Annotated in this window: 18 protein-coding genes and 1 pseudogene; 12 read left to right on the top strand and 7 right to left on the bottom strand. The window is 70.5% G+C overall.

Annotation, left to right across the window (positions count from 1 at the left end):
* The first annotated feature begins 18 nt into the window (after positions 1 to 18).
* The 4 genes and pseudogenes from AXK61_RS25285 to AXK61_RS25955 all read left to right on the top strand — a co-directional run bounded on the left by AXK61_RS25285 (position 19) and on the right by AXK61_RS25955 (position 2,162).
* Positions 19 to 687, top strand: a complete 669-nt coding sequence (locus AXK61_RS25285) for a PDDEXK nuclease domain-containing protein (RefSeq protein ID WP_197466717.1) — start codon at positions 19 to 21, stop codon at positions 685 to 687.
* The gene (locus AXK61_RS25280) at positions 674 to 1,063 is read left to right on the top strand and encodes a PDDEXK nuclease domain-containing protein (RefSeq protein ID WP_197466716.1); all 390 of its coding nucleotides are present in this window, start codon (positions 674 to 676) and stop codon (positions 1,061 to 1,063) included. Before AXK61_RS25285 ends, AXK61_RS25280 begins: the two co-directional genes overlap by 14 nt.
* A 57-nt stretch (positions 1,064 to 1,120) precedes the next feature.
* Positions 1,121 to 1,693 (top strand): annotated as a pseudogene (locus AXK61_RS25960) (glycerophosphodiester phosphodiesterase family protein); the annotation flags it as partial.
* A 67-nt stretch (positions 1,694 to 1,760) separates the two neighbouring features.
* Complete coding sequence (locus AXK61_RS25955) at positions 1,761 to 2,162, top strand: glycerophosphodiester phosphodiesterase (RefSeq protein ID WP_331710542.1); 402 nt, start codon at positions 1,761 to 1,763, stop codon at positions 2,160 to 2,162.
* Between the two features lie 8 nt (positions 2,163 to 2,170).
* Here AXK61_RS25955 and AXK61_RS01195 read toward each other — a convergent pair whose 3' ends face one another.
* The 5 genes from AXK61_RS01195 to AXK61_RS01175 are packed head-to-tail and all read right to left on the bottom strand — an operon-like array spanning position 2,171 to position 9,403.
* Positions 2,171 to 3,313, bottom strand: coding sequence for a VWA domain-containing protein (locus AXK61_RS01195; protein WP_068569484.1), 1,143 nt, complete (start codon positions 3,311 to 3,313; stop codon positions 2,171 to 2,173).
* Positions 3,310 to 5,616, bottom strand: a complete 2,307-nt coding sequence (locus tag AXK61_RS01190) for a DUF5682 family protein (protein WP_068743358.1) — start codon at positions 5,614 to 5,616, stop codon at positions 3,310 to 3,312. Before AXK61_RS01190 ends, AXK61_RS01195 begins: the two co-directional genes overlap by 4 nt.
* Before the next feature lie 3 nt (positions 5,617 to 5,619).
* On the bottom strand, positions 5,620 to 6,723 hold the full coding sequence (locus tag AXK61_RS01185; RefSeq protein WP_068743356.1) for an ATP-binding protein: 1,104 nt from the start codon (positions 6,721 to 6,723) through the stop codon (positions 5,620 to 5,622).
* A complete protein-coding gene (locus AXK61_RS01180) occupies positions 6,720 to 8,117 on the bottom strand; it encodes a DUF5691 domain-containing protein (protein WP_156485515.1) in 1,398 nt (465 codons plus the stop codon). The genes AXK61_RS01185 and AXK61_RS01180 overlap by 4 nt, the downstream gene beginning before the upstream one ends.
* Positions 8,114 to 9,403: an SWIM zinc finger family protein gene (locus tag AXK61_RS01175; RefSeq protein WP_231855364.1), complete on the bottom strand. Its 1,290-nt coding sequence runs from the start codon at positions 9,401 to 9,403 to the stop codon at positions 8,114 to 8,116. The genes AXK61_RS01180 and AXK61_RS01175 overlap by 4 nt, the downstream gene beginning before the upstream one ends.
* A gap of 105 nt (positions 9,404 to 9,508) precedes the next feature.
* Here AXK61_RS01175 and AXK61_RS01170 point away from each other — a divergent pair, with 105 nt between their 5' ends.
* The 3 genes from AXK61_RS01170 to AXK61_RS01160 all read left to right on the top strand — a co-directional run bounded on the left by AXK61_RS01170 (position 9,509) and on the right by AXK61_RS01160 (position 11,784).
* Positions 9,509 to 10,024, top strand: a complete 516-nt coding sequence (locus AXK61_RS01170; RefSeq protein ID WP_082777757.1) for a DUF4333 domain-containing protein — start codon at positions 9,509 to 9,511, stop codon at positions 10,022 to 10,024.
* A gap of 98 nt (positions 10,025 to 10,122) precedes the next feature.
* Positions 10,123 to 10,887 carry a YdcF family protein gene (locus tag AXK61_RS01165; protein ID WP_082789161.1) on the top strand — a complete coding sequence of 255 codons (765 nt, stop codon included), beginning with the start codon at positions 10,123 to 10,125 and terminating at the stop codon, positions 10,885 to 10,887.
* A 72-nt stretch (positions 10,888 to 10,959) separates the two neighbouring features.
* The gene (locus AXK61_RS01160; RefSeq protein WP_068569491.1) at positions 10,960 to 11,784 is read left to right on the top strand and encodes a VOC family protein; all 825 of its coding nucleotides are present in this window, start codon (positions 10,960 to 10,962) and stop codon (positions 11,782 to 11,784) included.
* A 64-nt stretch (positions 11,785 to 11,848) separates the two neighbouring features.
* Here AXK61_RS01160 and AXK61_RS01155 read toward each other — a convergent pair whose 3' ends face one another.
* Positions 11,849 to 12,418, bottom strand: coding sequence for a TetR/AcrR family transcriptional regulator (locus AXK61_RS01155; protein WP_068569492.1), 570 nt, complete (start codon positions 12,416 to 12,418; stop codon positions 11,849 to 11,851).
* An 82-nt stretch (positions 12,419 to 12,500) separates the two neighbouring features.
* Positions 12,501 to 15,317, bottom strand: a complete 2,817-nt coding sequence (gene acnA, locus AXK61_RS01150; protein WP_068569493.1) for an aconitate hydratase AcnA — start codon at positions 15,315 to 15,317, stop codon at positions 12,501 to 12,503.
* Between the two features lie 169 nt (positions 15,318 to 15,486).
* Here acnA and AXK61_RS01145 point away from each other — a divergent pair, with 169 nt between their 5' ends.
* The 5 genes from AXK61_RS01145 (at position 15,487) to AXK61_RS01125 (ending at position 20,901) form a co-directional block, all read left to right on the top strand.
* Positions 15,487 to 16,104, top strand: coding sequence for an Rv1476 family membrane protein (locus AXK61_RS01145; RefSeq protein WP_068743352.1), 618 nt, complete (start codon positions 15,487 to 15,489; stop codon positions 16,102 to 16,104).
* 241 nt (positions 16,105 to 16,345) lie between these two features.
* Positions 16,346 to 17,815 (top strand): C40 family peptidase, encoded by a 1,470-nt coding sequence (locus AXK61_RS01140; RefSeq protein ID WP_068743350.1) that lies wholly within the window; start codon positions 16,346 to 16,348, stop codon positions 17,813 to 17,815.
* Between the two features lie 9 nt (positions 17,816 to 17,824).
* The gene (locus AXK61_RS01135) at positions 17,825 to 18,982 is read left to right on the top strand and encodes an AAA family ATPase (RefSeq protein ID WP_414929976.1); all 1,158 of its coding nucleotides are present in this window, start codon (positions 17,825 to 17,827) and stop codon (positions 18,980 to 18,982) included.
* A 2-nt stretch (positions 18,983 to 18,984) separates the two neighbouring features.
* A complete protein-coding gene (locus AXK61_RS01130; protein WP_068569497.1) occupies positions 18,985 to 19,917 on the top strand; it encodes a DUF58 domain-containing protein in 933 nt (310 codons plus the stop codon).
* Positions 19,918 to 20,901 carry a VWA domain-containing protein gene (locus tag AXK61_RS01125; protein ID WP_068743348.1) on the top strand — a complete coding sequence of 328 codons (984 nt, stop codon included), beginning with the start codon at positions 19,918 to 19,920 and terminating at the stop codon, positions 20,899 to 20,901.
* Positions 20,902 to 20,911 lie beyond the last annotated feature (10 nt).

The raw sequence follows: 20,911 nt of genomic DNA, 5'->3' as shown, positions 1-20,911 counted from the left end.
CAGCGGAGGGACGGGGACATGGGAGAGTTGGTAGCGGCGAGGGGCTCGGGCGACCTGTTCGAGCAGGTCTCGGTATTGATCGAGGAGACGCGCACTGCGGTCGCGGCGCAGGCGAACGTAGCTCTGACGCTGATGAATTGGCAGATCGGTTGTCTCGTCGGGACGGAGGTCCTCGCCGGTGAACGGGCCGAATACGCTCAGGAGATTGTGGCCACACTGTCGCCACAATTGACGGAGCGTTTCGGCCGTGGGTTCGACAAGTCAAGCCTCCATCGGATGGTGCGCTTCTACCAGGTGTTTCCAGACCGTCAGATTGTGGCCACGCTGGGGCAACAATTGAGCTGGAGCCACTTCAAGGTGCTCCTGCCCGTGTACTCGGCTGAGGCGAGAGCCTTCTACGTCCAGCAGGCGCTCGACGCGCGACTCAGTGTCCGCGCGCTCCGGGAGCTGATCGGGAGGCAGGGGTACGAGCGCCGAGAGATCGCGAACGCCCAGACCCCTGGCGGGTCCGCGGTGCCGCTGGACAGCTTCCGGGATCCGTACCTGCTCGACTTCCTCGGCCTCAAGGACGTCCACGCCGAACGGGATCTGGAAGAGGCGCTCATCCGCGAGATGGAGACCTTCCTCCTTGAGGTCGGCAACCGGGTGGACCTTCGTCGCCCGCCAGAAGCGGATGACGGTCGGTGAAGACGACTTCACGCTGGACCTGCTCTTCTACTCCCGCCCGCTCCGCCGGCTGATCGCGGTCGAACTCAAGGTCGGAAAGTTCCGTCCGGCGTTCAAGGGCCAGATGGACCTGTACCTCAAGTGGCTCAACCGCTACGAGCGCCGAGACGACGAGGAGGCGCCACTCGGCCTGATCCTCTGCACCGAAGCGAGCCGGGAACAGGTCGAACTGCTCGAGATGCACAAGGGCGGCATCGTCGTGGCCGAGTATTGGACGGCCCTACCTCCGAAGGAGGAACTGCAGCGCCGGATCACGCAGATCTATCGAGATGCACAGGAGCGGGTGGCACATCGCTCCGTCGGTGCCGCTCGAAACGTTGACGAAGAGTCGGGCTGATCGGCCCGTAACGCAGTGGCCAGTTCCGGTTCACCGCGGCCGCTTACCGTGCGGTGCATGAACCTGCGCCGCCTGTCCGTTGTGTCTCTGTCCCTCGCGTTGCTGACAGGCGCCGCGCCGGCGGGTTCCACGCCGGCGGCGCCGCGCACCGTCGACCTGCAGGCGCACCGGGGAGGGCTCGGCCTGCAGACGGAGTCCACGCTGGAGGGCTTCTCCGCGGCCATGCGGCTCGGTGTCACGACCCTGGAGCTGGACACGCAGGTGACGAAGGACCGGAAGGTCGTGATCACGCACGACCGGAAGGTGGACTCGCGCAAGTGCGTCGACACCGCGCCGGCGACCCCGGGCGATCCGCAGTACCCGTACGTCGGCAAGTACGTGCGCGACCTGACCTACGCTCAGATCCGCACCATGAACTGCGGATACGAGAAGGTCGCGGCGACGCAGCGGGTCGTGAGCGGCGCGCGGATACCCGAACTGCACGAGCTCTTCGACCTCGTCCGCGCGCGACGCTCGCAGGTGCGGATGAACATCGAGACCAAGGTGGAGGCGGGGGCACCGTCGGAGACGGCGCCGCGCGGCGAGTTCGTGCGAGCGGTCGCGGGGGAGATCACCCGCTCCGGCTTGTCCCGTCAGGTCACGATCCAGAGCTTCGACTGGACCGCGCTGCGGGAGATCGGCCCGTTGCTGCCCGGAGTTGACAGGAGTCGGCCTGATCGCGCTCACCAACGGAGAGCAGTTCCTGCAGACCGGGATGCCCGGCGCATCGCCCTGGCTCGGTCTGGACGTCGACACCTACGGCGGCGACTGGATTCGCGCCGCGAAGGAGACGATCCCGGGCCTCACCGCCGTGTCACCCGTGCAGGGCGACCCGCAGGACGGCGGCATCGGCGACGCGGACTTCATACGCTTCACTACGCCGACCCTGATCCGGCGCGCGCACGAGCACGGGCTGAAGGTCGTTCCGTGGACCGTCAACGACCCCGCCACCATGCGCGCCCTGCTGGGCGACGGCGTGGACGGCCTGATCACGGACTACCCGGATCGTGCCCGTGCCGTGTTCCGTGAGCTGGGGATCGCCCTGCCCGATGCGTCGTAGAGCCGCCGTCAATCCGACATTCCACGCTTGCTGAGCTCGTTGCGGTCCGCCCACCGGATGATGTCGCCCCGGTTCAGGGCGACGGCGAGGAGGTCGGGGAAGGCGTCGGGGGTGCAGGCGAAGGCGGGGATCCCCATGTCGGACAGCGCCGCCGCGATCTCCCGGTCGAAGGAGGGCGCGCCCTCGTCGGACAGCGCGAGGAGCACCACCACCTGGATCCCGGCGGCCTGCATCTGCGCGACCCGGGTGAGCATCTCCTCCCGCACGCCGCCCTCGTAGAGGTCGGAGATGAGCACGAAGATGCTCTCCTGCGGCCGGGTGATCAGGCCCTGGCAGTAAGCGATCGCGCGGTTGATGTCGGTGCCGCCGCCGAGCTGGGTGCCGAACAGGACGTCGACGGGATCGTCGAGCTGCTCGGTGAGGTCGACGACCTCGGTGTCGAAGACCACGAGCGAGGTCCGCACCGACCGCATCGATGCGAGCACCGCCCCGAACACCGCGGAGTAGACCACCGATGCGGCCATCGAGCCCGACTGGTCGATCGCCAGCACGATGTCCTTCGACACGGCCTGGGACCGCCGGCCGTAGCCGACGAGCCGCTCGGGCACGACGGTCCGCTGCTCCGGCAGGTAGTTCTTCAGGTTCGCGGCGATCGTCCGGTTCCAGTCGACATCGCGCAGGCGCGGCCGGTGGGTGCGCGCGGCCCGGTTCAGGGCGCCGCCGACGGTGGCGCGGGTCCGGTCGGCGATCCGCTTCTCCACCTCCTCGACCACCTTGCGCACCACGGCGCGGGCCGTGGCCTTGGAGGTCTCGGGGATCGCGCGGCCCAGCGTGATGAGGGTGGTGACGAGGTCGATGTTCGGCTCCACGGCCTCCATCAGCTCGGGCTCGAGCAACAGCTGATGCAGACCCAGCCGCTCGACCGCGTCGTGCTGGACGACCTGCACCACCGTCGAGGGGAAGTACTCCCGGATGTCGCCGAGCCAGCGCACGACGGACGGTGCGGAGGCACCGAGACCGCCACGGCGGCCGTCGTTGTCGTAGAGCGCACCGAGCGCCTTGTCGATCCGCGCATCCGTCCCGGACGGCGTGGGCAACCCGGACGCGGACGCGCCCAGCAGCAGCCGCCAGCGCCGTTCCCGTTCGTTCATGCGGGCACCTCCGCCAGTCCCAGGAGCAGCGCCGCGGTCGCGACGGCGGGTCCGGCCAGTCGAGCATCGAGCGTCGCGGCCTCGGGGTCGACGGTGCCCGGGTCGTCCCCGAGCCGCACGACGCGGTCGCCGAGGTTGCGCCGCACACCGGCGTCGAAGTCGCCGAAGGTCCGCCGTAGCAGGGGCAGGACGTCGACGAACTCCTGCTCGCCGAGCGAGAGCAGCCAGCCGTCGAGCACGGCGAGGAGCGCAGGATCGTGCACGAGGACGATGCCGCTGCCGCCGAGGAAGCCGGAGATCCAGGCGGCCTTCGCCGTCGTGTCCGCGCCTGCGGACAACGCTCGGTGCAGGCGCAGCGCGGCGTCCTCGCCGGAGATCGCACCGCTGTCGAGCAGCAGCCGGGTCACGCGGCCGACGACGGAGCCGTGGACGTCGGGGCGGTCGGCGACCGTGAGCAGCGCTGCGTACCAACGGTCCCGGTCGGTGTCGCCGAGAAGCCCGATCACCTCCTCCACCTGATCCACCCGTCCCGCCAGGACGCCGGCGGCCTCGTCGCCGAGCCCCGTGACCGCGGACGGCAGACCCACGCAGGCGCGGAGCAGGAGCCCCGAGGACACCTCGGCGAGCGCGGCGGTGTCGGTGCCGCGGACATCGCCGTAGCGCTGGGTCCGGCCGAGCGCGGGCAGTGCGGCCAGCAGCGCGTCGACGTCGTGCGCGACCGCCGCGCGGTCCGAGATTGCCCGGAGCAGGCGGGTCACGGCGGGCGGGAGGTCTGCCACGAGCGCGATCTCCAGCGCACCCGTGACCTCGGCGAGCGTCGTCGCCTCCTCCGCCAGTGCCTCAAGGCGTCGGACGGCGGCGTCGGGCACCGTCGTGCCCCAGATGGACGCGACTACCACGTCCACCGCGAGCTCCGGCCGCCACTGCAGCGACCAGCCCTCCTTGAAGGTGCCCTTGCCGGTGGTCTCCGCCGGATCGCCCCACTCGACGCCGAGGATGCGGAGGCGATGCAGTAGATGGGATTTCGCCACGTCGTTCGACTTGCGCAGGTCGAGCACGAGCTGCTTGACCGCGGCGTCCGGCTTGAGCCGCAGCGTGCGCGCGGTCGCGTCCAGGTCGGCCTGCAGCGGCACGACCGGCAGGTGCTCGGGCACCGCGCCCAGCCGCTCGCCGACGACGGCCCGCTCCCGGACCAGCTCGGCGAGGGACGGCGCACCGTCGCACAGGACCGCGAGAGTGGCCTCGTCGACCTCGGCGAGGCCCGCGAGCGGCCGGCGGCGCAGCGTTGCGAGGGTCTCGGCGAGCCGGACGCCCTCGATGATGTGCGCCGACGAGACGGGGACGTCCTCCGCGCGCAGGAGTTCCGCGACGAGCGTCAGCCACCGGACCACGACCTCGTCGGGTTCGGTGGTGAACAGGTGGTGGTACCAGCCCGGGGACGTGACGCCGGCGCCGTAGCCCGACGCCGTGGACAGGCGCGAGTACGACCACGGCACCCACGCGGACCGCGCGCGCACCTTGGGCGCTCCGGCGAGGATCCGGTTGTCGGCGGCAGCCGTCGGCAGAGTGCCCGTCAGCGCGGGGACGTGCCAGGCGCCGCAGACCACCACGACCGTGCGCACCCCGTCGCGTTTCAGGGCTGCACGCAGGCACTTGCGCATGAACGCCTCGCGCCGCTGCTCGCGGGTCGGCTCGGCACCGTCGGCCGGCGCGGCCTCCACGTGCTCGCGGACCGCGCGCATCGCCTCGGCGAGAGACTCGAAGACGTCACCCTCGCCCCGGGATTCGATGACGTCGTCCCACCAGCGCTCCGGGTCGTCGTAGCCCGCAGCCGCTGCGAGTGCGGCGATGGGGTCGGTGCGGAGGTCATCCTCGTCCGACGGTGCCCGCTCCGGCTTCGTGTCGTCGGGTTCCGTTGCGGCACCGTCCGGCTCGGACTCGGCCGCCGGTACCGGTGCGCCGAGGGCGGCGAGCGACTGCGCGGCCGGCAGGTCGCAGAACTCGACGGGGACGTCGTGCCCCACGGCCCAGCGGGCGGCCTGCCACTCCGGCGAGAACACGCCGAAGGGCCAGAATGCGGCCGTCGCGGGATCGTCGGCCACGTACCCCAGCAGCGCTACGGGCGGAACGAGGTCGGGATCGACGACGTGCGCGAGCAGCTCCGAGGCGTCCGACGGACCCTCGATCAGTACCGCGTCCGGACGGAGCCGTTCGAGTTCCGCCACGACGGCCCGCGCGGAGCCGGGGCCGTGGTGCCGGATCCCGAGGACGTGGACCTGCGCCTCCTGCGCCGCGGACGTCATGGATCAGTGTGTCTCGCGCGCCGCGCGGTAGAAGTCCGACCAGCCCGGCCGCTCCCGGACGACCGACTCGAGGTACTCGGTCCAGGCGACGGCATCGGCGACCGGATCCTTGACGACGGCGCCCCGGATCGACGCGGCGACGTCGTCCGGCCGGAGGACCCCGTCGCCGAAGTGGGCCGCCATCGCCGTGCCGTGGGTGATGACCGAGATCGCCTCCGCGGTGGAGAGCGTGCCGCTGGGCTGCTTGACCTTCGTCCGTCCGTCCTCGGTGAGCCCCGATCGCAGCTCGCGGAACACGGTGACGACCCGGCGGATCTCGTCCGCCGCGGCGGGGAGCTCGGGGAGATCGAGCGCGCGGCCGAGCGAGGCCACCCGCTGCGAGACGATCCGCACCTCGTCGTCGGCCGTCGCGGGCAGGGGGAGGACCACGGTGTTGAACCGGCGGCGCAGCGCGGACGACAGCTCGTTGACGCCGCGGTCCCGGTCGTTCGCGGTCGCGATCAGCGAGAACCCCTTCGCGGCTTGCACTTCCATTCCCAGCTCCGGGACGGGGAGCGTCTTCTCCGAGAGCACCGTGATGAGAGCGTCCTGCACGTCCGACGGGATGCGGGTGAGCTCCTCGAGGCGCGCGACGCGCCCCTCGGCCATCGCGGTCATGATGGGCGAGGGGACGAGCGCCTCCCGGCTGGGCCCCTCGGCGATGAGCCGGGCGTAATTCCAGCCGTACCGGATCGCCTCCTCCGGGGTGCCCGCGGTGCCCTGGACGAGCAGCGTCGAGTCGCCGCTGATCGCCGCGGCGAGGTGCTCCGACACCCACGTCTTCGCGGTACCCGGCACGCCGAGGAGAAGCAGGGCCCGGTCGGTGGCCAGCGTCGCGACGGCGACCTCCATCAGGCGCCGTGGGCCGATGTACTTGGGCGTGACGACGGCACCGTCGGGAAGCGTCGTCCCGCAGAGGTAGTCGACAACAGCGGACGGCGACAGACGCCAGTGGGCGGGCCGCGCCGCCGAATCCTGCTGGGCGAGCGCCGCGAGTTCGGCGGAGTACACCTGCTCGGCGTGCGGCCGCAGCAGATCGGCGGTGTCGCCTGTGGGGGTGGCAGTCATGGCAGCTCCTGTTCGATGGCGGTGCGCAGGCGGAGGATCTCGGGCAGTGCGGCGAAGTATCGAGCGCGCACGGGCGACGCCGCGGCGAGGATCTGTGCGGCCCGGTCGGGCCACGGCGATGCCGGGCCCACGGGGAGCCGGGCGGCAGCGGCGTCGAGCAGCACGTCGACGCCCTCGTCGAGCTGCCAGTCGGTGCCCTGCGCAGCCCTGTACAGGATCGTGCCCACGCGATCCGCGAGGTCGGGCGGCCATGGGCCGGGAAGGAGTGCGAGAGCGCCGGGTGCGCCCGTCGAGGCGAGGGCGGCTGTCCAGCGCGGGTCGGGGCGCCGCGCGGCGGCGGCGATCCAGCCCGGCAGCAGGTCGTCCCGGTCGTCGCGCGCCGTCACAAGATCCGACGGTGCGGCGCCGAGCAGGTCCTCCCAGTCCGCCAGCGGCAGCGCCGCGGTGATCTGGTCGGCCCACTGCCTGCGCCACGTGCGCCCCATCCCGGATCGATGCCCGACGATGCCGTCCCGCGTGTCCGCCGCGTCGAGACCGTCCGGGGTGCGGACCGTGAGCTTGAGGCCCCCGAGGAGCCCGCGGCTCAGCGAGACGTGCTCGCGCGCCCGGTCGCGCATCCGTCGGTGGTACGAGGTGCCGACACCACCGGCCAGCGCCTCCTGCGCCGCCGCACGGACCTCCTTGCTCCGGTCGTCGAGCGCACGCTCGAGCAGTGCGTCGTCGCCGGGGCCGGCGGGGATCACCGCCAGCGCGCGCAGCAGCGCGGCGCGGCCGGCCACCCGCGTGTCCTTCCAGGCGGCGTCGACCAACTCGGTCGCGGCCGCCGGATCGGTCCGGCGGACGGAACGCACGTAACGCGCCCGCGCTTCGTCGGAACCGTCTTCCCAGTCCGCTGGGTCGGGGCGATCCCCGTCGAGTCGGGCACCGATCGACGGTGCCGCCGCCGCGAGCCAGGCGCCGCGGGGCCCGACGAGGGTACTCACAGGCGCCGCTGCGCCGGGACGCTCGGCCGTGAAGCGCAGGAGGCGGGGGATGAGGTCGGTCGGCGCGCGCAGCCCGGCCTCGGCGACGCGGCCGAGGCACCAGGTCTCGCTATCGGGATAGCGCAATGCGGAGACGACGGTGCCGGCCAGCGCGCGTGGCATGGGCGGGCGCGGGTCCTCGTCGGCGGCCGGGAGCGGCGTGAGCCCCCGGATCGGTGCGGCGCCTTCGGCATTGAGTGCGGTCGCGGTCAGGGCGGCGGTGTGCAGGACCAGGATGTTCGGCGGTGCGTCCGCGGGAACACGGGCGAGGGCGCCGGAGATCACGGGGTCGGCGCCCGTGCGCTCCGTCCGGCGGGTCCCGGTGCCGAGCAGCGCCGCGGACACAGTTGCCGGCCAGTGTTCGGCGGTCACAGCGCGACCACCTTGTCGTGCGCCAGGACCGACAGTGGGACGAACGCCGTCGCGTCGAGGAGGCCCGCGACGACCACCTCGGACCCGCCGGACACGGCGAGCAGCGTCCACCACGCCTCGTCCGTGACGCGCAGCGGGACCGCGAGGCCGTCGCGATCGACCAGGTGCGGAGTGTCCGAGTGGGCGGGAGTTCCGGCCAGGAGCACCGGGTGGTCCACGACCCACGGGTCGGCGGCGCACCGTCGGGCGCGATCCGCGCGGGCCCGCTCGCAGGTGACCCCGGCTCGAACCACCGCCGGCCGACGGCCCGCCATGTCCCCGGCGACGAGCGCGCGCAGGCCGTCCGGGTGGAAGGCGAGTGGCCCGACCTCCGTGGCGCCGACAGCGGGGCGGCGGGGGAGCGACGGACCGCCGCGGACCTTGAAGTCGAGGATCACGGCCCACCGGCCGGTCTCCTGGCCGTGCAGCCAGGTCCGCCGGGTCGTAACGTTCTCCTCGACGGTCTCGGTGCGCCCCAACGCCGTCCACGCGTCGTCGATCGCGGGACCGGCGAGGACATCGGCGGAGGCCACGGGATATCCGACGTGGCGCCGGACGGTGGCGGCGATCTCGTCGGGGAGTGCGTCCAAGCGGGTGTGGGCCTCGGCGAGCATCCAGAGCAGCCCGAGCTCCCGCAGGAGCCGGTCCGGCCAGCCCGCGCCGACGACGGTCTGCGGCAGGCGCCGCACCCGGGTGGCCAGCCCGGGGGCCTTCGCGTCGACGAGTCGGCGGGCCAGGGGATCCACGCGCGAATACGCGTCACCGTCCATTCCCGAGAGCCCGGCGTGCACCTGGTCGAGCAGCCAGAGTCGCAGTTCCGCGATGCCGCCGGCGACGGTCTCGGTGCGCTGGGCCGCCGTGCGGGCGGAACGTTCGGGATCCTTCGGTGCCGCGGCCCGATCGACGGCCTGCGCGCGGCGTTCGCTGCGGGAATCGAGCCACGTCGCGGCGAAGTCAGCGGGTTCCTGCGCGTCCGGAACGCCGCCGTCGGCCCAGAGCAGCAGGAGGCCGAGGGCATGCTTGCACGGGAACTTGCGCGACGGGCACGAGCACTTGTACGCGGGTTCCGCGAGCTCCACGACGGTCTGGTAGGGCCGCTTGCCGCTGCCCTGACACTGCCCCCAGACCGCGGTCGGCGTGGTTCCGATGCCCGACCAGGGCGCGGGCGCGCTCAGTTTCTCACCCGCCCGAGCCGACGAGACGTCCGGCGCGAGCTCCAACACCTGATCACGCGTCCAGCGATCCACCCCCACAGGATTCACTCAAGCACAGATCCGCGGGCGGTGCCACGTCGCGCGGCACGCGCGTGGACTTGTGTACGGGACGGGTTCAGGTCGACTAGTGTCCGGTTCATGAAGACGAAGATCGCTGGTGTAGTCACTCTTGCCGCTGTCGCACCGTTGATGGTGGGCTGTTCGATGTTCGGGACGAAGATGGACTTCGGGAAGCTGGAGTCGAAGATCGCCGACAAGTTGAACACCGAGTACTCGAAGCTGGGGCAGAAGGTCGACTCGGTGACGTGCGACAAGTCGGACGACAAGCCGAAGCCCGGCGCGACGTTCACGTGCGACGCGAAGCTCGGCGAGGTCACGGTGCCGGTCAAGGTCACCGTCAAGGACAAGGACATGAACGTCGATTTCGTCACGACGAAGAAGCTCTACAACCTCGCGACGGTCGGAACGCAGCTCGCGCCGCAGGTGACCCAGCAGGTCAAGCAGTCCGTGACGATCGATTGCGGTACGGGCTTGAAGGCGGTCGAGCCGGGTGCGTCGTTCACCTGCCCGGTCAAGGGTGCCAACGGATCCACGGGCACGCTGACTCTCAAGGTCGGCTCGATGGACGGCACCGACGACTGGTCGGTCAAGTAGCGAGGCGCAGGAGGTCACAGATCTCCTATTCACATGTGCATCACACACCTCAGTAGTGTAGTTTCCCACCGGTAGACTCATTTGTCACGGAGGGCAACATGCGTGTCTCTGGTTTCTTTCGTTCGATCGTTTCGCTGACGGCCGCCGTCGCTGTGGCCGCCACCCTGGCCACCGGGCCGGCGGGGGCGGCACCGTCGACGTCGACAGCGTCGACGACGTCCCTGACGAACCAGGCGTTCGAGCGGCAGGCGGCCGGCGACACCGCCGGCGCGCAGGCGGCCATCAATCAGATGCCCGTCGATCAGGTGCAGAAGGTCGTCGCCGTGATGACGAATGTGAACAAGGCGCTCACCTTCCCGCTGACCGATCAGGTCCCGGGTGGCGTCGCGGCCGGCACCGCCATCGTGATCCTCGGCTTCGGCCTCGAGGACAACGGCGCGATGCGGCCGATCCTCGTCGAGCGGCTGACGAAGGGGCTCGCGGTCGCCCAGGCGTACCCGGCGTTCCCCATCGTCGTCACGGGCGGCGCCCCGAAGGCGGGCAAGACCGAGGCGGCCGCGATGAAGGAGTGGCTGCTCGAGCAGGGTGTGTCCGGCACGCGGATCTACACCGAGGAGAGTGCCGGCTCCACGCAGGCCAATGCGATCAACACGGCGGCGCTCATGCGGCAGAACGGCTTCGGCAACGGAGCGGTACTCGTGACCTCCGCTGATCACACCCGTCGGTCGGTCGCGGACTTCCTCGTCGCCGGTATCACGCTGCAAGCCGTCGTCGCCTCGGACGCCAAGATCCAGTCCGCGCCGATGTCCACCAGCGGCGTGGCCGCGGTGTACCGGGACGCGCGAGGCGTGGCCAAGATCTGACGCGCCCTGTGCGAGTGCAAGGTTTCTCGGCGGTTCTGGAACTTGTCGGTCCCGTGTGCAAGCGTTGACCTCATGACCGAGTACACGGCGCCGGTGGGCGCACCCGTCTGGATCGACCTGATGACCCACGATGTCGATGCCGCGGCGGCGTTCTACCGCGCGGTGTTCGGTTGGGAGGCCGAGCCGCCCAACCCGGAGTTCGGCGGGTACCGGAACTTCCGCGTGAACGGCAACCGCGTCGCGGGCCTGATGGGCGCGAGGGACGGCGGGGACGGGCCGGGCGACATGTGGTCCACCTACCTGCGCACCGATGACGCGGCGGCCTCGCTCGACGCGGCCGTTGAGGCGGGCGCGTCCGTGATCGTCCCCGCATCGGATGTCGGTGATCTCGGTCGGTTCGGCTTCGTCATCGACCCCGTCGGTGCGGCGATCGGCGTCTGGGAACCCGGCACCCACGCCGGCTTCGTCGAGCGCGGCGTCCCCGGCACGCCCTACTGGTTCGACTGCATGAGCCGCAGCTACGACGCGTCGCTCTCCTTCTACCGCAAGGTCTTCGGGTGGACGCTGGAGGAGATCGGCAGCGGCGGCAAGGAGGGCTCGTTCGGTCCCGACCGGTACAGCCAGGTGCTCGCCGGTCCCGCCGGCGCGCAGGAGGGCGTCGCCGGGATCATGGACGCGGCACCGCTGTTCGACTCGGGCGTGTTCGGCGACGGTACGCCGTCGTTCTGGCAGGTCTACATCACCGTCGAGGACACCGACGCCGCGGCGAAGCGCATCATCGACGCAGGCGGGCAGATCCTGCGGGCGGCGGAGGTGACGCCGTGGGGAACGATGGGATCGGCCACGGATCCCGGCGGCGCGGTGTTCCTGTTCGCCACCCCGCCCGCAGGGCGGTAGGCCGCCGGAGGGCGGTAGCGGGCCGGAGGACGGTGGCCGTCCGGGACGCGGTGGCGGGCCGAGGCTACGGCTCAGTCCGGCGCACGCTCTCCTCGACCAGGTCGAGCACGGCCTCCAGGCCCGCCGTCGGCCGGCCGGACGCGAGGTGCGTCACCAGGCCGTCGAGCACCAGGTCCAGGTAGGCGAGGATCACGTCGGTGGGCAGGTCGTCGCGCAGCCGGCCGCGTTGCTTCTGCCGCTCCAGGCGCCGCAGCGTCGCGTCGGTCAGCTCGGCGCTGCGCTCGGTCCACTCGGCGCGGAAGTCGTTGTCGTTCTTCAGTCGCCGTGCGATCTCGAGCCGGGTCCCGAGCCAGTCGAAACGTTCGGGGTGGACCAGCATGTCGCGCATGACCTGGACCAGGCCCTGCTCGGCCGCGATGTCGGCCATCCGCTCCGCGTCCTCGCGGGCCAGCGCCAGGAACAGCGCGTCCTTGTCGCGGAAATGATGGAAGATCGCGCCCCGCGACAGTCCGGTCGCGGCCTCGAGGCGGCGCACCGTGGCGCCGTCGTAGCCGTACTCGGCGAAGCAGGTCCGCGCACCGTCGAGGATCTGACGGCGGCGCGCGGCGAGGTGGTCATCGCTCACCTTGGGCATATGGATGCTCCTGATGGAACGGGGACGGCGGGCCCGGCCGCAGGGGCCGGACCCGCCGTCACTCGTGGTCGACGATCTTCGATCAGCTGTTGACCATGTTCCGCAGCACGTACTGCAGGATGCCGCCGTTGCGGTAGTAGTCCGCCTCACCGGGGGTGTCGATGCGGACGTCCGCGTCGAACTCGACCTTGGTGCCGTCCAGCTTGGTGGCCGTCACGTGGACCGTCTTCGGGGTGACACCGTTGTTCAGCTCGGTGATGCCCGCGATGTCGAAGGTCTCGGTGCCGTCGAGGCCGAGGGTCTTCCAGGACTCGCCCTGCGGGAACTGCAGCGGGACGACGCCCATGCCGATCAGGTTCGAGCGGTGGATGCGCTCGAAGGACTCGACGATGACGGCCTTGACGCCCAACAGGCTCGTACCCTTGGCCGCCCAGTCGCGCGAGCTGCCCGAGCCGTACTCCTTGCCGCCCAGGACGACCAGCGGGATGCCGGCGGCCTGGTAGTTCTGCGACGCGTCGTAGATGAACGACTGCGGGCCGCCCTCCTGGGTGAAGTCGCGGGTGTAGCCGCCCTGCGTGCCCTCGAGGCCGATCGTGTCCAGGACGCGGTTCTGCAGGCGGATGTTCGCGAACGTGCCGCGGATCATCACCTCGTGGTTACCGCGCCGGCTGCCCAGCGAGTTGTAGTCCTTGCGGGCCACGCCGTGCGAGTCGAGGTACTGCGCCGCCGGGGTGCCGGGCTTGATCGGGCCGGCGGGGGAGATGTGGTCGGTGGTGACCGAATCGCCCAGCAGCGCCATGACGCGGGCGCCCGAGATGTCGGTGACCGGCGCGGGCTCCATCGTCATGCCGTCGAAGTACGGCGCCTTGCGGACGTAGGTCGAGTCCTCGTCCCACTGGAAGGTGTCGCCCTCGGGGGTGTCCAGGTTCTGCCAGCGGTGATCACCGGCGAAGATGGTCGAGTAGGACTTGCGGAACATGTCCTGGCTGATGGCGTTCTTGATCGTGTCGTCGATCTCCTGCGCCGAGGGCCAGATGTCCTTGAGGTAGACGTCGTTGCCGTCGTTGTCCTTGCCCAGCGAATCGGTCTCGAAGTCGAAGTCCATCGTGCCGGCGAGGCCGTACGCGATGACCAGGGGCGGCGAGGCCAGGTAGTTCATCTTGACGTCGGGGGAGATGCGACCCTCGAAGTTGCGGTTGCCCGAGAGCACCGCGACCACGGTCAGGTCCTCGTCGTTGACGGCCTTGCTGATCTCGTCCGGCAGCGGGCCGGTGTTGCCGATGCAGGTGGTGCAGCCGTAGCCGCCCAGGTAGTAGCCGAGCTTCTCGAGGTACGGCCACAGGCCGGCCTTCTCGTAGTAGTCGGTGACGACCTGCGAGCCGGGAGCCATGTTGGTCTTGACCCAGGGCTTGGTGGTCAGGCCCTTGTTGACGGCGTTACGTGCGAGCAGCGCCGCGCCGAGCATGACCGACGGGTTCGAGGTGTTGGTGCAGGAGGTGATGCCCGCGACCGCGACCGCGCCGTGATCGAGCACGAACGTGCCGCGCTCACCGGTCACGGTCACCGGCTTGGAGGGACGGCCCTCGGCGCCGTTGGCGGCCGACTGGACGTTGACGGCACCGTCGTCCGCGAAGCTGAGCTTGGCGGGATCCGAGGCCGGGAAGGACTCCTCGATGGCCTCGTCGAGCTGGGTGTGCGGCGCCGGGTTGTTCTGCTCGACGTAGTTGTGGATGTCCTTGCGGAAGGCCGTCTTCGACTCCGACAGCAGGATGCGGTCCTGCGGACGCTTCGGGCCGGCGATCGACGGGACGACGGTGCCGAGGTCGAGCTCGAGGTACTCCGAGTACGCGGGCTCGCGGTCGGCGTCGTGCCACATGCCCTGCTCCTTGGCGTACGCCTCGACGAGCGCGAGCTGCTCGTCGGTGCGGCCGGTCAGGCGCAGGTAGTTGATGGTCTCGCCGTCGATCGGGAAGATCGCGGCGGTGGAGCCGAACTCGGGGCTCATGTTGCCCAGCGTGGCGCGGTTGGCCAGCGGAACCTCGGCGACGCCCTTGCCGTAGAACTCGACGAACTTGCCGACGACGCCGTGCTGACGCAGCATGTCGGTGACCGTGAGCACCACGTCGGTCGCGGTGACGCCCGGCTGGATCTCACCGGTGAGCTTGAAGCCGACGACGCGCGGGATGAGCATGGAGACCGGCTGGCCCAGCATGGCCGCCTCGGCCTCGATGCCGCCGACGCCCCAGCCCAGGACGCCCAGGCCGTTCTCCATCGTGGTGTGGGAGTCGGTGCCGACGCAGGTGTCCGGGTAGGCCTGGCCGTTGCGGGTCATGACGACCGGCGCGAGGTACTCGATGTTGACCTGGTGGACGATGCCCATGCCCGGGGGGACGACCTTGAAGTCGTCGAAGGCGCCCTGGCCCCAGCGCAGGAACTGGTAGCGCTCGCCGTTGCGCTGGTACTCGAGGTCGACGTTGCGCTCCAGCGCGTCGGCCGTGCCGAAGACGTCGAGGATCACCGAGTGGTCGATGACCATGTCGGCGGGGGAGAGCGGGTTGACCTTGTTCGGGTCGCCGCCGAGCGCCGTGACGGCCTCGCGCATGGTGGCGAGGTCGACGATGCACGGGACACCCGTGAAGTCCTGCATGATCACGCGCGCCGGCGTGAACTGGATCTCGACGCTCGGCTCGGCCGAGGGATCCCAGTTCGCCAGGGCGTTGATGTGATCGGTAGTGATGTTCGCGCCGTCCTCGGTCCGCAGCAGGTTCTCTGCGAGGACCTTCAAGGCGTAGGGCAGCTTCTCGGTGCCGGGCACGGCGCTGAGGCGGAAGATCTCGTACGACTGATCGCCCACCTCGAGCGTGCCGCGCGACGAGAAGGAATCGATGCTCTTGCTCACGTCAGCTCCACTCAACGTTTGTGGTGTGCACCGACGGGCTGTGTCGGTGCCTGAAACCGATAATACAGTACGCTTGTCCTGTGAGAGGTCATTGGGCTGAACCTCGCGGGACGCAGCTCATTCTGCCTCGTTCCGGGCGCGGCCGTGGGCGTGTCGTACTGTGAGGGCCATGGGGCCCGTGCCGATCATCACCGCAGTACCCGCCGACGTCGACCTGTCGGCCCTCGAGGCGGACCTCGCGCACGACGGCGTCGCCGTCCTCAGTCCGGCCCACCAGGACTCGGTGCCCGCGCTCGTCGCCGTCGTCCGTGACGCCCGGGCCAAGGGCATCGAGAACTTCAAGGTGGTCGTCCTCGCGCACGACTACGACCCGGACACCTCGCTGCGCGACCTCGGAACCCAGGTCGGCAAGGACATGAAGGCCAAGGGCGAGGACGCGATGACGATCCTGGTGATGTCGCCCAATCAGGTGGCCGGGTACTCGACGCAGCTGAGCCGGTTCCAGATCGAGAAGGGGCAGGACGGCCACACCGGCCGCCTCGCGCTCAACAATCCGCCCAAGGCCACGCAGGACTTCGTGGACGTCGCGCACGACGCCACCTTTCCGTGGACGGCCGTCACGGTCGCCCTCATCGTGTTCGTCGCGGCGCTCGCCGGAGTGGCCCGGTCCGTGACTCGCACCCGCAGCCGCGCGGTCGACGCCGCCCGCCGGGCCGCTGCAGCGCCGGCCGCAGTGGTGAGCACCGTCGAAAAGAATGGCGCCGCGGCCGCTCCGTCGAACGAATAGCGCACATTCATTCGAAATTCCAGCTGTGTGATTCGCGGCCGGTGTCCGATTCGAAATAGTTCATCGATTGCATCATCGATGCAGTTCAGTGCTGCTTTCCGGGAAGTCACACGTGTGTAGTTTGTGATTACTGTTTTCTATTGTTGTGAAAGTGCCGTACGGTACGTCTGAAGCCAATGTTGTGCGTGTTGCACACGCGTACTCATCGGGTCTGAACGAGTCTTGAGTTGAGGGAGACACCTTGAGGCGTACGGCACACCCCGCCACGAACATCGCTGCGCGGTCGCTGCTCGCGGTCGTCGCCACCGGTTCGCTGATGGTCGGGACCGTTGCGGCCACCGGCTCCGCCATGGCCGAGCCCGGCGGCGACAACGCGAACCCCGCGAACGTCGTCGCCGCCCTGGTCGACCGCATCGCGCAGGCCGACCAGCGCATCGCCGACCTGCGTGGAGATGTCGCGACCAAGCGGCAGTCCGTCAATCGCGCCGTCGTGGACCTGCAGTCCGCGCAGGACGCCGCGCGTGCCGCCACCGGCGCCGTGAAGGTGTCCGAGACCGCGGTGACGGAGTCGAACACGCGGATCAAGACGGCCCAGGACACGTTCGACACCGTCGTGCGCGCGGCGTACGAGCAGGGCAACAGCGCCGGCGCACTGGTCAACACGCTCGGTGGTGCCGACCCCGGCGTCGCCGTGGACCGCGCGACGACCCTGCGGATCGTGGCGGACAAGCAGCGTGTCGCGCTGGGCGACCTGCAGGCCGCGAAGGTCCGCGCCGAGGCTTCCCGTACCGCCGCCCGAGCCGCCAAGGTGCAGGCCGACTCCGCCGCCGCTGCCGCGGTCGAGCGGAAGAAGACCGCCGAGGACTCGATCACCACGACGGTGGCTGCGCTCGGCACCCAGGAGCAGGAGCAGGCAAGGCTCACGGCCCAGCGCACTCTCGCGCAGCGGGCTCTCGACGAGGCCAAGCGCGCCGACGACCGCGCCGCGCAGCAGAAGATCTACGCGCAGTACGTCGTCGACGAGCAGCAGACTCAGCAGATCGCGGCTCCCGCCGCGGCGGCGGCACCCGCGGCCCAGGCCGCGCCGGCCGCAGCGGCTCCCGCGCAGGCGGGCACCGTCGACTCCGCGGATCCGCTGGCCGCGGCTCGGACTTTCGCACAGGGCATCGTCGGCCAGGCATCGTCGTTGTTCACCAACCCGTTCGGCGCCGTGACGGGGCAGGCGACCCCGGCCGCTGCAGCACCCGCCGTACAGGCGGCCACCAGCGCAGCCGGCCAGAGCGGCGCGCAGATGATCGAGACCGTGATCCAGCGGGGCATGTCGGTCATCGGCGTGCAGTACGCCTGGGGCGGCGGCAGCTGGAACGGCGCGACGAAGGGCGTCCGCGACGGCGGCGTCGCCGACAGCTACGGGGACTTCAACCGCGTCGGCTTCGACTGCTCCGGCCTGATGGCCTACATGTACGCGGCCGTCGGCATAGCGCTGCCCAAGTACTCCGGGTACCAGTACACGACCGGCAACAAGGTCCCGATCAGCCAGCTCAAGCGCGGCGACATGGTCTTCCGCGGTCCCGGCGGCACGCAGCACGTCGCCATGTACCTGGGCAACAACCAGATCCTCGAGTCGCCGCAGTCCGGCGGCGCCGTGCGGATCGCGCCCTTCGACGCCTCGACCTTCCTGTCGCAGGGCGTCCGCGTGATCAACAGCTGACCGCCGACGATTGCGTACTCTCGTGGGAGTGGGCCGCGACGGCCCGGATCGGACGGGCCCGCGCGGGCCGGGGGAACGACGACGAAGGGGTCTTGCGTGACGCATTCTCAGGGGCTGGAGAACGGGACGGGCGGTGCCGCCTCGACCGATGAGGTCAAGCTGCTGGAGCGGGCCGTGTACGAGGTCAAGCGCGTGATCGTGGGCCAGGATCAGTTGGTCGAGCGCATCCTCGTGGGCATGCTCGCCAAGGGCCACGTGCTGCTCGAGGGCGTCCCGGGTGTCGCGAAGACCCTCGCCGTCGAGACCTTCGCGACGGTCGTCGGCGGCTCCTTCTCCCGCATCCAGTTCACGCCCGACCTGGTGCCCTCCGACCTCGTCGGTACGCGCATCTACCGGCAGGGCAAGGAGCAGTTCGACACCGAGATCGGCCCGGTCTCCGCGAACTTCCTCCTCGCTGACGAGATCAACCGCGCTCCGGCGAAGGTGCAGTCGGCGCTGCTCGAGGTGATGGCCGAGCGGAAGGTGTCCATCGGCGGCAAGACCTACCCGATGCCCGATCCCTTCCTGGTGCTCGCGACGCAGAACCCCATCGAGAACGAGGGCGTCTACCCGCTGCCCGAGGCGCAGCGCGACCGCTTCCTGTTCAAGGTGGTCGTCGGCTACCCCTCGATCGAGGAGGAGCGGGAGATCGTCTACCGGATGGGCACCACCCCGCCCATCCCGTCCCAGGTGCTCGACCCCGCGACCGTGCAGCGCCTGCAGCGCGCCGCGAGCGAGGTCTTCGTGCATCACGCCCTCGTCGACTACGTGGTCCGCGTGATCGCCGCTACCCGCACGCCCCGCGAGTTCGGGCTCGACGACGTCGCCTCCTGGATCACCTACGGCGCCTCGCCGCGTGCGACCCTCGGCATCGTCGCCGCCGCGCGCGCCCTCGCGCTGCTCCGCGGTCGCGACTACGTCGTCCCGCAGGACGTCGTCGAGATCATCCCGGACGTGCTCCGGCACCGTCTGGTCATGAGCTACGACGCGCTGGCCGACGAGGTGACCGCCGACCAGGCGATCGGCCGGGTCCTGCAGACCGTTGCACTGCCGCAGGTCGTGGGCCAGGCGATGCCGCAGCAGCAGGCGCCGCAGCAGTTCGTGCCCGCGCACCAGCCCCAGGTCTGACGATGCCGCACGCCCCGCTCCCGAGCTTCGCCGGCGGCGAGGTCGACGAGTCCCGCATGCAGGCGTCGCTCAAGACGCTCGAACTGCTCGTGCGGCGTCGGCTCGACGGTGTCCTCAAGGGCGATCACCAGGGCCTGCTGCCCGGTCCCGGCTCCGAGCCGGGGGAGTCGCGCCCGTACACGCCGGGCGACGACGTCCGGCTGATGGACTGGTCCGTCACTGCCCGCACCACGCATCCGCACGTGCGGCAGATGATCGCCGACCGCGAGCTGCAGACCTGGATCGTGGTCGACCTATCCGCGTCGATGGACTTCGGGTCCACCGGTGGAACCAAGCGGGACCTCGCCGTGGCCGCGTCGGCCGCGGTCGTGCACCTGGTCAGCGGCGCCGCGAACCGCGTCGGCTGCCTCGTGACCAACGGCGCGCAGCTCGTGCGGGTCCAGCCCAAGTCCGGTCGCGCGCAGCGGCAGAAGGTGCTCAAGGCGATCGCGACGGCTCCCCGCGCGGTCGAGGGCACGCGCGGTGACCTGCGCATCGCGCTCGACGCGCTGCGCCGGCCCGAGCAGCCGCGCGGCCTGATCGTGGTGATCAGCGACTTCCTCGGCGACGTGGACTACGTCCGCGAGCTGCGCGGGCTGGCCGCCCGGCACGAGGTGCTGGCCGTCGAGGTCCTGGACCCCCGTGATGTCGAGCTCCCCGCGGTCGGCGAGATCGCTCTGCGTGACGCCGAATCCGGTGCCGTCCGCGAGCTCACCGTCACCCCCGACCTGCAGGAGCGGTTCGCCGCGGCCGCGCAGGCGCACCGTGCGCAGGTCGCCCGGACGCTGCGCGGCGTGGGCGCGCCGATCCTCGAGCTGCGCACCGACCGCGACTGGCTGGCCGACATCGTGCGGTTCGTCGCCGCGCGCCGACGTGGATTGGCCGGTGCTTCCTAGATGGGCGGATTGACCTCGCTCGCCACGCCGGTCTGGCTGCTGGGCATCCTCGTGGTGCTGGCCATCGTGGCCGGGTACGTCTACAACGAGCGGCGCCGCGAGAAGCGTGCACTCAAGTTCGCGAACATGTCGGTGCTCGATTCGGTGGCGCCACCCGGGCGCAACCGGTGGCGGCACGTCCCCATCGCACTGCTCAGCATCGGCCTGATCCTCATGATGGTCGCCCTGTCGGGGCCGCAGGCCATGCGCAAGGTGCCGCGCAGCAAGGCGACGGTCGTGCTCGTCATCGACACCTCCCTGTCGATGCAGGCCACCGACGTCAGTCCCAACCGGCTCGACGCGGCCAAGGAGGCGGCGAAGAAGTTCGTCGGAGAACTGCCCGCCGGGATGAATCTGGGCATCGTGTCGTTCGCCGGCACAGCGCAGCTGCTGGTCTCGCCGACGCCGGATCGGTCGCTGGCGACCAACGCGATCGACCATCTCGACCTCGCTCAGCGCACCGCCACCGGCGAGGGGATCTACGCGGCGATCCAGTCGATCAAGAACATCCGGGACGTGCTGGGCGGCAAGGACAACGCGCCGCCGGCCCGGATCATTCTGGAATCGGACGGCAAGCAGACGGTGCCGACCGACCTCGACGATCCTCGCGGCGGCTTCACCGCGGCGCGCAAGGCCAAGGAGGAGGGGATCCCCATCTCCACCATCTCCTTCGGCACGCCGGGTGGCACGGTGAACATCGAGGGGCAGAACATCCCCGTCCCCGTCGACGACGCCTCCCTGAAGAAGATCGCCGACCTCTCGGGCGGCCAGTTCTTCTCCGCGTCGTCGCTGAGCGACCTCAACGAGGCGTACGGCACGCTGCGCGACGAGATCGGCTGGGAGATGCAGAAGGGCGACAATTCCCGGGTCTGGGTGCTCTGGGGCACGGTGCTGCTCGTCCTGGGCGCGGCGGGCGCCGTGGCGTACAACCGGCGGCTGCCGTGACACGCTGCCG

Origin of the sequence: Tsukamurella pseudospumae, assembly GCF_001575205.1 — a bacterium.
Classification (GTDB): domain Bacteria; phylum Actinomycetota; class Actinomycetes; order Mycobacteriales; family Mycobacteriaceae; genus Tsukamurella; species Tsukamurella pseudospumae.
Note: the sequence above shows the minus strand (reverse complement) of the source record. Positions and strands in the feature narration are given on the sequence as shown.